At 44.6% G+C, this 15,889-nt stretch carries 14 protein-coding genes; 6 read left to right on the top strand and 8 right to left on the bottom strand.

Features of this window, described 5'->3' with window-relative positions:
• The first annotated feature begins 75 nt into the window (after positions 1–75).
• Positions 76–1,017, top strand: coding sequence for a hypothetical protein (locus HMPREF9331_RS09895; protein ID WP_016420812.1), 942 nt, complete (start codon positions 76–78; stop codon positions 1,015–1,017).
• A 61-nt stretch (positions 1,018–1,078) separates the two neighbouring features.
• Here the strand turns inward: HMPREF9331_RS09895 and HMPREF9331_RS09890 are convergent, their stop codons facing one another.
• The 5 genes from HMPREF9331_RS09890 to HMPREF9331_RS09870 form a co-directional block, all read right to left on the bottom strand.
• Positions 1,079–2,560: an ankyrin repeat domain-containing protein gene (locus tag HMPREF9331_RS09890; RefSeq protein ID WP_040357406.1), complete on the bottom strand. Its 1,482-nt coding sequence runs from the start codon at positions 2,558–2,560 to the stop codon at positions 1,079–1,081.
• A 136-nt stretch (positions 2,561–2,696) separates the two neighbouring features.
• Positions 2,697–5,225 (bottom strand): DUF5686 and carboxypeptidase-like regulatory domain-containing protein, encoded by a 2,529-nt coding sequence (locus HMPREF9331_RS09885; protein ID WP_040357403.1) that lies wholly within the window; start codon positions 5,223–5,225, stop codon positions 2,697–2,699.
• Between the two features lie 52 nt (positions 5,226–5,277).
• Complete coding sequence (locus HMPREF9331_RS09880) at positions 5,278–6,258, bottom strand: NAD-dependent epimerase/dehydratase family protein (protein ID WP_016420809.1); 981 nt, start codon at positions 6,256–6,258, stop codon at positions 5,278–5,280.
• The gene (locus HMPREF9331_RS09875) at positions 6,255–6,572 is read right to left on the bottom strand and encodes a hypothetical protein (RefSeq protein ID WP_040357434.1); all 318 of its coding nucleotides are present in this window, start codon (positions 6,570–6,572) and stop codon (positions 6,255–6,257) included. The genes HMPREF9331_RS09880 and HMPREF9331_RS09875 overlap by 4 nt, the downstream gene beginning before the upstream one ends.
• A 103-nt stretch (positions 6,573–6,675) precedes the next feature.
• Positions 6,676–7,473, bottom strand: coding sequence for an SDR family oxidoreductase (locus HMPREF9331_RS09870; RefSeq protein ID WP_016420807.1), 798 nt, complete (start codon positions 7,471–7,473; stop codon positions 6,676–6,678).
• 135 nt (positions 7,474–7,608) lie between these two features.
• On the opposite strand from HMPREF9331_RS09870, the gene HMPREF9331_RS09865 reads away from it, so the two are divergent.
• Positions 7,609–8,799, top strand: a complete 1,191-nt coding sequence (locus HMPREF9331_RS09865) for a pyridoxal phosphate-dependent aminotransferase (protein WP_016420806.1) — start codon at positions 7,609–7,611, stop codon at positions 8,797–8,799.
• Between the two features lie 10 nt (positions 8,800–8,809).
• Positions 8,810–9,136 carry a rhodanese-like domain-containing protein gene (locus HMPREF9331_RS09860; protein ID WP_009640734.1) on the top strand — a complete coding sequence of 109 codons (327 nt, stop codon included), beginning with the start codon at positions 8,810–8,812 and terminating at the stop codon, positions 9,134–9,136.
• Here HMPREF9331_RS09860 and HMPREF9331_RS09855 read toward each other — a convergent pair.
• Positions 9,129–9,938 (bottom strand): DUF4249 domain-containing protein, encoded by an 810-nt coding sequence (locus HMPREF9331_RS09855; protein WP_234945877.1) that lies wholly within the window; start codon positions 9,936–9,938, stop codon positions 9,129–9,131. The genes HMPREF9331_RS09860 and HMPREF9331_RS09855 overlap by 8 nt on opposite strands.
• A gap of 45 nt (positions 9,939–9,983) precedes the next feature.
• Positions 9,984–12,347: a TonB-dependent receptor gene (locus tag HMPREF9331_RS09850; RefSeq protein ID WP_016420804.1), complete on the bottom strand. Its 2,364-nt coding sequence runs from the start codon at positions 12,345–12,347 to the stop codon at positions 9,984–9,986.
• A 150-nt stretch (positions 12,348–12,497) separates the two neighbouring features.
• On the opposite strand from HMPREF9331_RS09850, the gene HMPREF9331_RS09845 reads away from it, so the two are divergent.
• Positions 12,498–12,890: a Cif family virulence factor gene (locus HMPREF9331_RS09845; RefSeq protein ID WP_016420803.1), complete on the top strand. Its 393-nt coding sequence runs from the start codon at positions 12,498–12,500 to the stop codon at positions 12,888–12,890.
• Here the strand turns inward: HMPREF9331_RS09845 and HMPREF9331_RS09840 are convergent.
• On the bottom strand, positions 12,887–13,393 hold the full coding sequence (locus tag HMPREF9331_RS09840) for a hypothetical protein (RefSeq protein WP_016420802.1): 507 nt from the start codon (positions 13,391–13,393) through the stop codon (positions 12,887–12,889). The two genes, HMPREF9331_RS09845 and HMPREF9331_RS09840, sit on opposite strands and share 4 nt — an antisense overlap.
• Positions 13,394–13,512: 119 nt before the next feature.
• On the opposite strand from HMPREF9331_RS09840, the gene HMPREF9331_RS09835 reads away from it, so the two are divergent.
• Both HMPREF9331_RS09835 and HMPREF9331_RS09830 read left to right on the top strand, forming a co-directional pair.
• A complete protein-coding gene (locus HMPREF9331_RS09835; protein ID WP_016420801.1) occupies positions 13,513–14,670 on the top strand; it encodes a cysteine desulfurase family protein in 1,158 nt (385 codons plus the stop codon).
• Entirely contained in the window at positions 14,667–15,884 is a 1,218-nt protein-coding gene (locus HMPREF9331_RS09830; protein WP_016420800.1) for an ABC transporter permease, read from the top strand. Before HMPREF9331_RS09835 ends, HMPREF9331_RS09830 begins: the two co-directional genes overlap by 4 nt.
• Positions 15,885–15,889 lie beyond the last annotated feature (5 nt).

The following is a 15,889-nucleotide window of genomic DNA, read 5'->3' as shown; positions in this document are numbered from 1 at the left end:
TCTTTGTTTTTGTTTGTATATCCCAATCTTTTGTTGTACTTTTGCCACATATCATATGTTTAACTTTTGTAAGTTATGGAAGAACAGTTTGATACCAGCAAAGCCGCTATGTCCCGAAGGCTTAATGAAGTATTCTTGTACATACGAAAAAATACAGAATATGTTACCCAAACCCTTTTCGCTCAGAAGATTAAGGAACCTCGCAGCAACCTCTCGGCTGCCCTCAACGGTAATGAGAAGTACATGACCGAAGGGGTAGTCAAAAAAGTAGTAGCGGCCTTTCCTGAAATAGACAAGGAATGGATGCTCTCAGGTCGTGGCGAGATGCTTGTGGAAGGAGACTATGAGGATGGGGGCGCGTTTCTCAAGGCAGAACGAGAGAAATATGGACTTACCCTAACGGATATATACGAGCATACCCATATCCCAGTGAGAAAGCTCAAGGCCTATGAGATGCACGAGGAAGAGATGCCCGATAGAACCCGTGCTCTCTTGGAAATCTATTTTGACCAAGTGGCCTATGAGTACGAAAGTCAAGATGATGAGGATCTAAATATTCCAATTCTAAAGACAGAAGTAGTCTCTTCCTCGGTGAAAGTGCCTTATTATGATGTGGATTTCGCAGGGGGCTGGTCTACAGAAGAGCTTTTCTCACAGTCTAAACCCTCCTTTATCATCAGCTCGCCTGACTTTGATAGGGCTGATTTCGCTTGTAACCTCATAGGGAACTCCATCTCCCGACGTATCCGTAGTGGTTCTGTTATAGGGCTGAAACGTATAGAGGACTGGCAAACCTACTTTCCGACCAACGAACTCTATGGGGTGATTACCAAAAATCAAATTCGCACGGTGAAAATCGTCAAGCGCAGTAAGCAAAAAGGCTTCTTAGAACTCATGCCAGATCCCCTGCCAGAGCTTAATAACCCTCCTTATGAGCCTGAACTTATTCCGATGGCCTATGTAGTGGAGTTCTATCAGGTAGTGGCGTGGGCGTTCTTTGAGAGAATCGCTATGTAAGTGAAGAGTGAAAAGTAAAGAGTAAAAAGTAGTTATTCACTCTTCACTTTTTATTTTTCACTTATTTAAGGAAGCTGAGATCTGCTCCGCTTTTCTGTAGGTTTTCGTTTTCCTTAGCTAGCTCATAGGTGGTCTCCCCTAAGGAAGTAGTAAGCGCTTTGTTGGCACCTTTGTCTATAAGGAGCTTTAGTAGGGAGGTGTCTTTGGCAGTAAGAGCCGCTTTGATAAGGGGCGTTTCCCCCTCTTCGTTCTGTGCATTGATATCTATAGACGGCCAAGAGCATATTTTCTCTACAAGCTTAAGGTTTCCCTTTACCACAGCCATATGTAGGGCAGTATCTCCGTGAGCATTAGCACCTTGTAGTGCAACCAAATACTGTTTCAAGAGGGCGGCTTTTTGATCAAAATCTTCATCATTACCCTTCTTTCGGGGATTATAGCTGGCAAGAAGCGCTTCTATCACATTGACCCCTTTCTTACTTATCGCACGAGTATCAGCCCCTTGAGCTAATAATAGTGCAACTACTTCACTACTGCTGCGTTGTAGGGCGATAAGCAGGGCAGTTTCTCCTTTTCCATTGGCCTTGTTGATGTGTTCTTTGCCCTTAAGCAAGAGTTTTACCAGCTCTAAGTTGTTCCCATAGCAAGCGTTCATCAGGCAGGTGTTGCCGTCCTTGTCTGTAGCCTCTATGTTAGCTCCTTTCTCTATAAGATACTGGGCAGCGGGCAGGTCTTGGCGACGCGCTAAGTAGTGCAAGGCGGTACCCCCTTTGTAGTCGGTGGCAGTGGCGGGGATCTTCTGGTTTTCAATCAGGTATTGATATACCTCTATAGGATTGTTGGGCTGTCGTATTACCCCTTCGGCGGCCATAGGCAAGGCTTGGTGGGTAGGTTTTACTTTCTTGCGCAAGGTCTTGAGCAGGTTTACATTGCCCTTTCGGGAAGCATAGTCAAAGGCGGTAGCGCCACTAAGGCTCGTCTGCTTGAGCTTGAGTCCCTTGCTGATAAAGTATTGGGTAAGTGGTAGTTGCTCGCTATCGAAGGCGATGGTCTTGAGAAGGAGACTCTCCCCTTGGTCATAGGTAGCCTTAGGGTCTATGCCTGCACGGAAGAAAGCCTCATACACTTTGGGATTGGTATTGCCAAAGAGAGCGGCAAAGGTGACAGGGATATAGCCCTTGGTGTCCTTGGCATAGATATCACTGCCTTGCTCTAATAGGTAGTGGATAAGAGCTACATTTCCACTACTTGCAGCCCAAAAGAGGTAAGTGCGTCCGTCATGGGTGGTTTTGGTGATGCTATTCCCCTCTTGTTCTATCAAGTAGATAGCCGTTGGGGTAGGTACATTGCCCAAAATGGCCAAAGAAGGCGCATCAAAGGCAGACTCATTGAGCGCTGAAGGACTATTGCCTGCCTCTATAGCGGTTTTTACTTGGCTAACAGAGGTGTTTTCATTCCAAAAACTACGGTCAAAGAATACATTTTGCTGGCTCATGGCGGATATGCTTGCCAGAAGTGTTATGACAGAGAATAGTTTTTTCATAAGTGAAAAGTTAATAGTGAAAAATACTAAAGTGCAAAGATAATAAAAATAATTAGAATGCATCTAAATAACACTATTTTTAACAATTAATGCCAACAATGAATCATTAATCATTGCTGGCATTAACCATTGAGAATTAAAACTCTGGTCTTACAGCGAATCTCACCCCGAAATACGGGTTGTCTAGTCCGTTATGTGAAGAGAAAGCGTTGCGCCAGATGAAATCCACACGGATAGGGCGGAGGTTCTTGATACCAATGTTTTCTATACCAAAGCCATATTCCCAATATATTTTTTCAGGTGGGTTATAAGCAATATTGGATGCGCTAACGGCTCTATTCTCTTCGCTGAGCGTACCATAGGCCATTCTGGCTAAGATAAGGCTACGCCATTTGGTCTTTTTCAGCAGGGGAATTCGGTTGAATATCAGTCCGTTAAAATGGTGTTCCAAATACACATTCATATAAGCATCGGTAACGAAGTCGTAGTAGTTGAGTAGTTGGAAGGTTCTATTGAGCGCAAATCGGGAAGTCCCATAGGCCTGATTGGCAGGGGTAGGGGTTAGGAAGGGTAGGGGCACAGTGCCGAATACCTTTCCGACCTCTATCATAGGGTGGAAAATTCCTATGTTCCACAAGGGGATAGGGTGGTGTACGAAAGCCTCCAGACGGCTATAGTCGAAGATACTGTTGCGAATGCCAGAGAAGGCTTGGGTGTATTTGATACGATAGGTAGGGAATATATTTTTCCCGAAGAACTGTTCTACTCCGTAGCCATAGACGTTTCGTCTGGGGGTATAGGTAATCGAGAGGGAGGCATAGGCATCGGAATATTGGTGGAGAACCTCACCCGAAGGCATGCGATAACCAATAGAAAAGCGTTCAGGGTCGGCCGATTTCATCTGTTGGTAGCTGCCAGAAAGCGTTAGGTGTAGGTTGCTCTTCATAAGGCCGAAATCTACCATACCTAATACTCGTTTGTTACGGGTTACAAAGTAGTTTTCCCCTCTGGAGAAAAGGAAGTTGGAGGCGTTTTTTAGATCCATTTCGGCCTCATTGCTCTGGAGATAGGTGCCTAATTGCACATAGTCGTCTTGGTATAAACCTCCTATAGTCATGCGTATCTTAGGAATGACCAAGTATTGCCCGCTGATACCTCCTTTGAATTTCTTATCTTTGATTCCATACGCTCCATAGAGATAGGTACGGAAGCGGTCATCATTGCTCATAAAGGAGCGTGCTCCCATTCGGCGAAAACGGTTGCCCTCTATATCATTGTTAGAGAAAGATTCCCATATGGAACCTATCTGGAAGTAGCGCCCTACAGGAATATAGCCAGAGGAGAGTATATTTAGCCCATTGGAAATCCCTTTAATACGCTTGTTATCACTGACTTTCTTAATCAGTTCTTGGGTTTCACCAAGGGAGGAATGCGTCTGGGAGAGGTCGTCCCAATAGGGTTTGTCTTGGGCAAATTGGTTAGACTTGTATTTCTCTATCTTCGTCAGGTAAAAAGCCTCCTCCTTGGGCTGGTCAAGTACAAAATCCGAATAGAGAATCCGTTTTTTTACATAAAGTCCCTTTTCTTCGTCACTCTTACTCAAGACAGTAAAGTCACCTTCGTAATAGTCGCTCTTAGGTAAGATAAGGCTATCGTTAACGGTAAAGTTCTTTTCAATGGAGAGATTGCGTACAAAGTTCAGAGAGGCTTCCTTGATGGTGAACATCTGTATAGAGGCGATAGCATAGGTTTGGCTATCCACTGAGAAGTTCCCTTTGAAGAGCAAATCTTGGTCTTCCTTTGGGAAGAAGTAAATAGAATAGAGCTTGCGACCGTCGCGTACTATAGAGTCGTTGAGCACATAGGCATATACTCCATAACCATATTCGGACAGCGGACTTACAAAAGCCTTGTCCAAGAAATAGAACGAGTTGTCATAGATATCAAAATCCCGAAAGTTGCGGGTGAAGCGTTCCATACCGAAGCCTGTCTGCATCACCCCTTGAGTGCGTTCGCCCTCTATATCGGTACGGGTAAGCGAATGGGTGTTGTCCCCATATACCTTTGAGACTTCTTCTCTAAGGAACATAGGTAGTGAGTAGTGGTCACCTATCTCTCTGGAGGAGAGTAGCTCACGTATATTCCCATATTCTTTCTTCATGGATTTCTTGAGGAAGACCGTATCTAGGTTGTTCAGCCCCATTTCCACAGACTCATAGCGTTTGTATTCGTAGGATTTGGAAGTGGTAAGACTATTTTTGTGTTTGTTAGCCCATATTTTTTGCAGAATAGGATAGGCAGGATTCTCTTTTTTGGAAAGGAACTTGGTGGGTTTTTGTACGATGACCACTTCATCAAGCATTTCCCCTTCGGTAAGGACGATCTTAAGGCCGGTACTTTCTCGCTTGAGTAGCGTAATTTCCTTGGTTGTGAAGCCAACGGAGGAGACTTCCAGCGTGTTGTAGTTCTTCTGAGTGTAGAGGGAAAACTTACCATTTTCGTCGCAGGCAGTACCTACTTTGGTGTTTTTGAAAAGGACACTAGCAAAGGGAACTGGTTCCCCTTGTTCGTCTACTACTTGTCCCGATACACGTGTTTGGGCATAGCTCCAACTGCTTATAAAAAGTAGTGAGAGCATACATAGCCTTTTGAATAACTCCATCATTTAGTATATTTCTCAGGGAGCAAAGATAAACAATTTTTATGAAAAATACTTATCATAAGGATAATTTTTCGAGTGTATTTTCTATAGGAGTGTAAGAAAAAGGCAGTGTGTGGGTAATCTTGCTGCCATTATAATAGGTTCTATGCTGTAGGGTGTGCAACATCTTGCCAGTTAGGAGTCTTCTTTTGCCAAAGAGGGAGAGTAAGGCTTCTCCATAGCTTAGCATACGTAGAGCAGTGGGGGAGATAAGTTTCTTTTTAGGGAGTGTAGGATGGCTCTTTCGTAAGCATTCGAAGAACTCGGCATAACTCAGGTTTGCACCATTGAGTATAAAGCCTTCATTCTCAATGGGAGATTCCATAAGCAATTGCATAGCCCTTGCTACATCTTGGGCAGCGACAAAGCCTGTGCCGCCAGAGGTTACATAAGGGCTTCGGCAGAGCTGTTTTACGTTCATAGCAGGGTGCGACTCTACCCCTACGCCTATGATGACCGATGGATAGACTACCACAGCAGGAAGACCTTCTTGTACGCCGCGCCAAACTTCCATCTCAGCACTATACTTACTCAGGGCATATTCGTTGTCCCGATCACGACTTGGCTCCTGCTCAGTCTGCTCACTGACTTCTGCCCCTTCCTTGGGAGAGAAAGTGGCAATACTGCTTACATAACAAAGCTTTTTGACACCTAAGTGTAAGGCCATATTCACAACATTGGCCGTACCCTCTATATTGGTTTTTAGTAGTAATTCTGCTTCACCAGGGGTAAAGGAAACTTTGGCCGCACAATGATAAACATGTGTAGCATCTCTGAAAGCCTCCTCAAGAGCTGGTATGTCCAAAATATCAGCCTTGACCCACTCTATACGAGAGAGGAGGTCTCCTTCACTAGGGTTATAGATTTGGAAAAGGCGTTCTAAGAGGGAAGTATCCTCTCGGCGGTAGAGGGCGCGGATCGTGTCAGAGGTATGACAAAGCAGCTGGTAGAGCAGGTGTGCCCCCACAAGCCCTGTGCCTCCTGTAACAACAATCATAGCAATACGTATTTGGTAAAGATTTCTTTTTCGGAAACGCCCTCAAAGATTTCAAAAAGTAGTTTTTGAAGATCAACGATTTGCACCGTTGTAAAGACACATAGGTACTTGCCCCCGCAGAAGGTAAGAATCTCTATACCAGGTTCGGAGTAATCAAAATGGGAGGTGAGGTCTATGGCTTGTACTTTGCCGCGAAACTCTAGCAACTCACAGAAGCGAAGCTCCAAAGTCTGTTCGGGCATCTCTACATAAAACCTGCGATCTCCTGGTTTTTGATAGATAGTATAATATTTTGAAGTTCCTATGATTTTCACAAGGGCAAAATTAAGGCTTTTCTGTGACATATGAAAGAGAAAGGCAAAATAAGTTATTAACAATTTTTGGTAAAAACAGTTTTTCCTTGTCTTCTATAGTGCATTACAAGCGATAATGCCTTTTGAGCAGTCGCTCAAAGCACTTACTAGGGAGTATTTTTTTTAGGAATACTGACAGGCGTTCGAGGGCTTTTCCCTTTATATAATGTACCTTGGGGTGCTCTTTTTGCAAAAGAGAGTAGATAGCTTGGGCTAACTCTTGGGCAGGCAGGCCATTATCCACATCGGCGTTCATAAGAGGGAGGGCTTCGGCGTATTGCTTGTAGGGAGATCCCTCAAGGGCAGGGGTGTGGAAGCGCCGTGAGGCTATGTCGGTAGCTACATCACCGGGGGCTAAGGTGCAAAAACAGATACCAAACTGCTCGGTCTCCATGCGTAGGCTCTCTGAGAGTAACTGTAAGGCACCCTTGCTTGCCGAATAGCCCCCCCTAAAGGGCAATCCCATATAGGCCGCCACAGAGGTGATATTGATAACCTTGCCTTTTTGCTGGGCGCGCATGTGTGGTAGTACCGCTTGGATGACGCGTATAGCTCCAAACACATTGGTCTGAAAAGCGTTCTCCAAGGCCTCTATTGGGGTTTCCTCTATAGCACCTGTGATGCCCACTCCTGCGTTGTTGATAAGCACATCTATACGTTTTTCTAGAGTGATGATCTGCTCCACTGCTTGGGCGACGGAAGCCGTGTCCCTTACGTCCATCGTAAGTAGGGTATAGCCTTCGGGCTGAGCTTGTATATGGCGGGCAGTGCCATATACCCTATAGCCTTTTTGGGATAAAAGTTCAGCCGTGGCACGGCCGATGCCTGAAGTAGCACCTGTGATGAGAACCACATCTTTCATAAAGGGATATTTAAGGACTGCAAAAATAAGGTTTAATAGGTAGATATGCAAACTTTTTTCTTTTTTCTCTTTACTTTCTCCGTGAAAAGTCGTAATTTTGTACGATATTATAAAGATAAAAAATTGTAAAACAATATGAATATACATCTCTCTGATCGTGTCAATAATATGGCACTTTCTGCTACTTTGGCTATGGCTGCCAAAGCACGCGAGCTAAAGGCACAAGGCAAGGATATTATTAGCTTGAGCTTGGGCGAACCTGATTTTGCTGTACCTGACTTTGTAAAGAAAGCAGCCATTGAGGCTATTGAGCAGAATTATAACAAATATTCTCCTGTGGACGGTTATTTGGAACTGAAAGAGGCCATCTGTGAGAAATTCAAGAAGGATAATGGACTGACCTATACACCCTCTCAGGTGATTGTCTCCACAGGGGCTAAGCAGTGCTTGTCCAATGTAGCCCTGGTGATGCTCAACCCTGGCGATGAGGTAATCCTTCCCACTCCCTATTGGGTAAGCTATTCCGATATTACTAAGATTGCAGGAGGGGTGCCAGTGGAACTACCTACTTCGCTAGAAACGAATTTTAAGATTACTCCAGAGCAGTTAGAAAAAGCCATTACCCCACGTACCAAAATGATATGGCTAAGTAACCCTGGTAACCCCAGTGGTATGATCTATTCCAAAGAAGAATTGGAAGCGCTGGCAGAGGTCTTGAGAAGGCACCCTAATATCTTCTTCCTCGCCGATGAGATATACGAGCATATCAATTACGTAGGCAAACATACCTCCATGGCCTCTATAGAGGGAATGTATGAGCGTACCATCACTGTCAATGGACTATCAAAGGCTTTTGCGATGCCAGGCTGGCGTATGGGCTATATGGGAGCTCCTGAATGGATTACCAAGGCTTGCAGCAAAATGCAAGGGCAAATCACCAGTGGAGCCAATACCATCGCACAGCGAGCAAGTATCACTGCACTAAGAGCCCCTTTGAGCCAGATACAATATATGTTCGATGCCTATCGCAAGCGTAGAGACCTTGTGCATGAACTGCTCACCCAGATAGAAGGTTTTAAGACCAATCTCCCTGAGGGAGCATTCTACTTCTTCCCCGATGTGTCCTACTATTTTGGAAAGACACTCCGTGGGAAAAAGATAGAAACAGCCAGCGACCTTTCCCTCTATCTCTTAGAAGAAGCCCATGTGGCGACAGTAACAGGAGAAGCTTTTGGTAATAAGAATTGTATCCGCCTTTCCTATGCCACCAGTGAGGAGGCGCTTCGTGAGGCCTTGCGCCGAATCAAGGAGGCAGTAACTTGTTAATCAATTATATATGGCAGAAATAATACATGTTGCTCCTAAGGAGGCTTTTGCCCTTAGTCAGCAAGGGGTCTTATTGGTAGATGTACGTGAGGCCGATGAAGTGGCTCAAAAACGCTATGAGGTAGCTCACTACCTACATCTCCCTCTTTCCAAGTTGGCCGAAACATATGGTCAACTACCTGTAGGACAAAAACTTATTATAGCTTGTCTTTCGGGCGGGCGCAGCCAAAAGGCTATAGCTTTTCTTCAGAGTAAAGGCTATGATGACCTACTTAATCTAGATGGAGGAATAAAAGCATGGGAAGCCGCAGGTCTCCCCGTATACAGTGCTATTTGATTACATAAATGATTTTAGAGTATTGAGCTACTCTGAAAGCACCTAAGGGATTTTCCTGAGGGTTGGCACGATTGACAATGTTGCCTCTTACGCGGTTGGGTATGCTAAACAGACCTGCATTGTTGGAGGTGTTGTTCGAGAGTACCCGAATATAGTTCATATAGGTTTCACTCACACGGAAGAGGGTAATTTCAACAGTATCACCTGGCTTGAATTTCTCCTCTTCCTTGTTACTACGGCTAAGGATTTTGCTAGAGAAACGACCGTCAGGAAAATAGCGATCATTAAACCCATAGATGCGAGTTACGCCATCGGAAGAGGCCTTGATACGTAAAACAAAATTATTTCGCTCATTGGGATTGGCATCAAAGCGGAGGGTGAGCATGATCTGATCACCAGTGAGTCCTCCATCATTGCTTTGCGTGATATTATCCTCAGTCAGTTGAGGTACTTCCTTTAGGATATCCGAAGCGACATATTCTTTCCCTTGATATTGTACCATAAGTGCATACCTTCTTCCTAATGCTGGGGTGAAGTTGAGATTTTTGTAAGTGCCTGCTATATGCTCTACAAATGGGAAGATATTTCCTTGGTTATCAGCCACTAATACAGTAGCTCCTGAAGCACCTTCAGGAGCTTCTTGGCTATAATAAGGTTGGGTATAGCTCAGCAGAATAGTCTGCTCTTGCCCTGTAGCGCCTTTCTCCCAATCAATATGGGCATCAATCACCAACTCTTTTTCTTGGGTGTCTAAATCCAGTTCTATTACCTTTTCACAGGCGGTGAAAAGGGGAAATGCCATAATAAGGAATGATATAGAGTAAAGTAAAGTTGCTTTTTTCATCGTTTAAAAAGAAAAATTATAGGTGAGACTTGGGACTATACCAAAGATAGAGAGCTTAACGGCTTCGCTCTGTTGGGTTTCTCGGTTGTTTCTAAAATAAATAGAGGCAGCATTGTAGCGGTTGTATAGGTTATATACGCCGAATACCCATTCCGATTTCCATTTTCTTTCAGGGTGAGGGGTATAGGAGAGCGATACATCTAAGCGGTGATATACAGGCAGGCGATAAGCATTGCGGGCGCTATAATTGGAGATGGATACACCAAAATAGCTGTATTTACCTATGGGAAAATTGGCAGGAATCCCCGATTGTAGGGTGAATACAGCACTTGCATTCCATTTCTTATTGAAAGTATAGGTGCCCGTAAGCGATAGGTTATGAGGCTTGTCATAAGCAGAGGCATACCACTGGCCATTGTTGATACCTGTTTCATAATCAGTTCTTCCTGGAGTCAGTTGCTGAGATTTGGAATAGGTATAGGAGAGCCAACCGGTGAATTTGCCCGTGTTCTTTCTCAGTAGGACTTCCCAGCCATAAGCACGCGTATGTCCTGCAAGCACTTCCCGCTCTATGGATTCGTTGGCAACAAGGTTGGCACCATCTATATAATCCAAGCGGTTTTGTACTGTCTTGTAAAAGACTTCAGTCTCTAGGCTATAATCACCGTCCTTGAGGTTGGTAGTGTAGCCCAAGGCTACTTGGTCAGAATATTGAGGCTTGAGATAGCGATCGCTGGGAGTCCATATGTCCAAGGGGGTAGGGGAGGCAGTGTTGGAAATCAGGTGCAGGTATTGTGTCATACGGGCATAGCTAGCCTTGATAGAACGATGGTCATCGAAGGCATAAGCAAGACTTAGGCGTGGTTCGAGGTGTGCATATACATCTATCAGTTCACCGGCCTTGTAGCTCTTTTGTCCTATAGGAATGCCGCGCTCATAGATACGCTGTAAAGGATTGAATATCACCGCTTGGTCAGCGTAATACTTGTCCATAGTGCGCTTGCCTAAGTGGTAGAAGTTACTCCAGCGAAGGCCATAGGAGAGCGTCAGTGGCTCGCTGAGTTTGTGTTCGGCCTCCGCATAAAGTCCCAATTCTACAGCGTATTTGTGTGCTAAGGCCTTATAACTAATAGTAGATTCGCCTATAGGGGTGATCTTGCCGGGGTTAAAATCGTAATAAGTACCTTGCAGGCCATAACCTACCTTAAAGCGGTCAGAGAAATAATGCTTGAAGTCATACATTAGGTTCAGATTCCTCACCCAAGAATCCCATTTAAAGCCTGAAAGGGGTACATTTAGCCCATAATAATAGTCACTATAGATAAGTGATAAGTTGGAAAAAAGTTGGTCAGAGAATAGGTGATTCCATCTGAGATTTACCAGCGCATTCCCATAGCTATTACTAATGGTCTGCGATAGGTCAAAGACATCTCTTCCGAAGTAGCCCGAAAGGTAGAGGCTATTTTGGTCATCTATCTTGGTGTTGAGCTTGGTATTGAGATCATAGAAGTAGGCAGAGTTGTTATTATCTGTTAGTTTCAAGAACAGATGTGCATAGGAAGCACGTCCGCCAATAAGGAAAGAGGACTTATCTTTTACAATAGGCCCTTCGGCCAAAAGGCGGGAGGAGAGTGCCCCTATCCCTCCTGTGGCATGAAACTGAGTATTATTTCCATCTTTCTGATATACGTCCAAAACCGAGGAAATACGTCCGCCATAGCGAGCAGGCATGCCCCCCTTGTAGAGCTTCATATCACGAATAGCATCGGCATTGTAGATACTTAAGAAACCAAAGAGGTGAGAAGCGTTGAAGATAGTGGCCTGATCCAGCATGATAAGGTTCTGGTCAGCGGCACCTCCACGTACATTGAAGCCCGAAGAGGCTTCCCCTGCATTGCTTACCCCTGGGAGCTGTTGTAAGGACTTGATGATATCCACTTCACCCACTAGCACGGGCAGTTTCTTGATGGTCTGTATGGGGATACTGGCTACACTCATCTGGGGGGTGCGGATATCTACCTTTGGGGTACTATGGGCGGTGATTTCTATTCCCTCAAGGGCTATATCTTCCTCCAAGAGCTTGTAGTTGCGACGCAGGTTGCCCTTTAGGTGTAGGGTTTCTTCTATGGTCTTGAAACCCAAATACGCCACTTGTAGGGTATAGTCCCCTTGGGGCAAGGTCAGGGAGTAGAAGCCATAGGCATTGGTAGTGGCACCCATTTGGGTGCCTTTTACAATAACATTCACTCCAAGGAGTTTTTCCCCGCTGGCGCTATCGGTGATAGTACCACTGAGGGTATATTTGCGCTGTGCCCATAGGGGGGAGAGGCAGAGCACACACAGGAGTAAGAGGAGGTGTTTATTCATCAAGCAAAAGGTTGTATCTCAAGGTACAAAGATACAAAAAATTAAAGAGAGAAGCGTGGAAAGAGAAAAGTTTTTATCTCTTAATAGATTATTCTTGACTTTGCCTTGAAAATATCGTATTTTTGCACAACTAATTAGCAGATTAAGCTTATGAAATATTATTTGTATGCAACCGCAAGTCTGGTTTTTGCCTTGATAGGCTGTAATCACAAGCAGCAGAACAGCCCAGAGGCTGCTGTAGAAGGATTTATTACAGCGGTGAATAAGAATGATTTTGCCCAAGCCAAGCTTTATGGTGATAGTACTGTCATTGCCCGAATGACCCAAATAGAAGAGATGCTAGGAGTGTATAAAGGGGAAATCCCTCAAAATCCTAAAATAGACTTTAAGGTCATAGAAGTAACCCCTACCGACCCGCAGAGTGCCATAGTAACCTATAGTATCTCTGCTGAGGAGACCTATAAGCAACTCAAGGTACGCCAAATAGAAGGGCAGTGGAAGGTTACGCTAGACCTACAAGAAGCAGTTCCGACCCAGCCTTAGCGAGAGGTTTGGTAAGTACCGAAGTTAAAATTCTGATCTACCAATCGCTCACCATTCTCGTTGGTGAGTACAAGGTCGCGAATACGAATTAGATGGTTGTACTTGACCGTTCCAGCAACAGTATCTCTCACCTGGCGGGTGGTGATAATCACCGTACCGCCTTGGGCTTGTATCTCTGAGGTAACCTTAGGGGTTGTCTGTGGGGGAGAGGTACAGAAGTAGGTGGCTGTAGGAGCACTATCAAAGGTACGGTATAGTAGTGTATAGCCATTGCCTATGTTGCCAGAGATAGAATCTACCTTGTTCTTCAGTAGGTTGGCTCTGAACTGTAGGATAAGAGCTTCATTTCCTTGAGTCTTATAGAGGAAAGTAGTGGTGGTATCTTGGGTACAAGAGTGAGCCTCTGTACCAGTGAAAGTGATACGTTCTACTGTATAATCGCCGTCATTGCAGCCTATAAGTAGCCCTAAACAGAGGGATATAAATAAGAGATAAGTGCGCATGTTTTCTTCAAAATATGCGGCAAAGGTACAAATAAATAATGATTTTTTTCTAAATGATGTGGGAATATTTTCGTCGTAATAAAAATTAATTCGTACATTTGTGCCTAAAAAATCACAGCATGAGTGGAGAAAAAAAAGTCTATTTTGACAATGCGGCCACAACTCCTATGCGAGAAGAGGTCAAGCAGGCAATGATGGCATCGCTTGACAGCTTTGGAAATCCGTCCTCTATACATAGTTTCGGCCGTGCCAGCAAGGTACTTATTGAAAAAGCACGCAAGAATATAGCTAAGGAATTGGGCGTTACAGCCTCAGAAATTATCTTTACCTCTAGCGGTACGGAGGCTATTAATATGATTCTCAAGGGAGCCGTACGAGACTTGGGCATCACCCAGATTATCACTTCCCCTACGGAGCATCATGCGGTATTGCATACAGTGCAATCTATTGAAAACGAATATGGTATACAGGTCTCCATGGTGGAGCTGGAGCCTAGTGGTACCCCAGATATAGAGGACTTGAACAAGCTCCTCTCTCAGTTCCTTCCTGATGAGAAAGTGCTGGTTTCCCTCATGTACGTCAATAATGAGATCGGCAATATACTCCCTGTGGCCAAGGTAGCCGAGATATGCAAGAAGCATAAAGCATATTTTCACTGTGATACGGTACAAGCGGTAGGACACTTCCCTATAGACCTCTCTTCTGTTCCGATAGACTTTATTTCGGTCTCAGCTCATAAGTTCTATGGGCCTAAGGGAGTAGGATTTGCTTTTATTCGCAAGGGGGTGAATGTCAAGTCATTACTCTTTGGAGGCGAACAAGAACGCGGCCGACGTGCAGGTACCGAATGTATCCATAATATAGTGGGTATGGAGGAGGCTTTCTCTTTGGCCTATCAGCATATGGATAAGGAACGCGCCTATGTGGAGGGGATTAAGAAGTATTTCATACAGCAGATTACCCAAGAGATTCCTCAAGTACATTTCAATGGCCTGAGTGCCAACTTACAGGAAAGTTCTTATGCGATAGTGAATATTTCTTTTCCGATAGAGCTGAAGAAGACCGAGGTACTGATGCTTTTTTTGGATATGCGAGGGATTGCTTGTAGTCAGGGCAGTGCCTGCCAAAGTGGTAGTGCTCAGGGTTCCCATGTACTCAGGGCGATACTCCCCGAAGAGCAGTGGCCAGAGGCACATATACGCTTTTCTTTCTCTATCTATAACACCAAGGAAGAGGTAGATTATGTAATAGAAACACTCAAAGAATTCTTAGCATGAATTTGAATAATTTATTTCGCATCGCTTGGCGAGCTATATTGCTGAACAAGACCCGTACCTTGCTCACTATGTTGGGGATTATCATCGGGGTGGGTTCAGTAATTACCATGCTTGCCATAGGAGAGGGTTCAAAGAAGAGCATCAAAGAGAATATCTCCAAAATGGGCACCAACATGCTCAATATACGTCCAGGAGCGGGTATGTTTGGCGGGGTACGCAACAATACCGATATGCAGTCACTCAAGATGACCGACTACTTAGCCCTAAGGAATGAAGCCACGCTACTTAAGTATATTACCCCTGTGGTCAGTGGTAATGGGCAGGCCATTGTAGGGGCAAATAACTGGCCAACTTCTATCTATGGGGTCAATACGGAATATCTCCCTATCCGAGAGTGGGCAGTGGAGGAAGGCGCTATGTTTGGCCAAGATGAGATAGACAACCTATCGAAGGTAGTAGTTATAGGACGTACGATCCAGAAAAATCTCTTTCCTGAAGGGGATTCACCTATTGGGCAGACGATTCGTTTTAAGAATATTCCTTTCAAAATCATAGGGATATTGGCCGCTAAGGGCGAAAGCAACTTTGGTCAAGACCAAGACGATATCATCATCGCTCCCTATACAACAGTACAGAAGCGTGTTTTGGCTCAGACCTATTTACAGTCTATCGTCGCCTCAGTAATTACAGAAGACCAAGCTGAAAATGCCGTTAATCAAGTAAAGACTATACTGGAGCGCACCCATAATATTGCTGCTGACCAGGAAAATAATTTCAATGTATTCTCCCAACAGGAGCTCATTTCAACCTTTTCCTCAACTTCTGAGATGCTTACCATACTCCTTGTGGCTATAGCAAGTATTTCGCTGATTGTAGGAGGGATAGGAATTATGAATATCATGTATGTATCGGTCAAAGAGCGTACCAAGGAGATAGGTTTGCGCATGGCCATTGGCGCTAAGGGGAAGGATATTTTGGCGCAGTTTTTGATAGAGTCTGTACTGATTAGCATCACAGGAGGGGTAGTAGGAGTAGTGATTGGGCTTTTAGCTACCTATGTAGTGAATACCTTTATCGGCTGGCCTGTGAGTATCACTTTTTACTCTATAGTACTATCCTTTTTGGTTTGTACCATTACAGGGGTATTCTTTGGTTGGTATCCAGCCCGCAAAGCCTCTGATTTGGAACCAATTACAGCACTAAGATACGAGTGATAATG

It is taken from the genome of Capnocytophaga granulosa ATCC 51502 (assembly GCF_000411115.1).
In the GTDB taxonomy this organism is placed as follows: domain Bacteria; phylum Bacteroidota; class Bacteroidia; order Flavobacteriales; family Flavobacteriaceae; genus Capnocytophaga; species Capnocytophaga granulosa.
The sequence above is the reverse complement of the archived record's forward strand: the minus strand, read 5'-3'. Positions and strand labels throughout refer to the sequence as shown.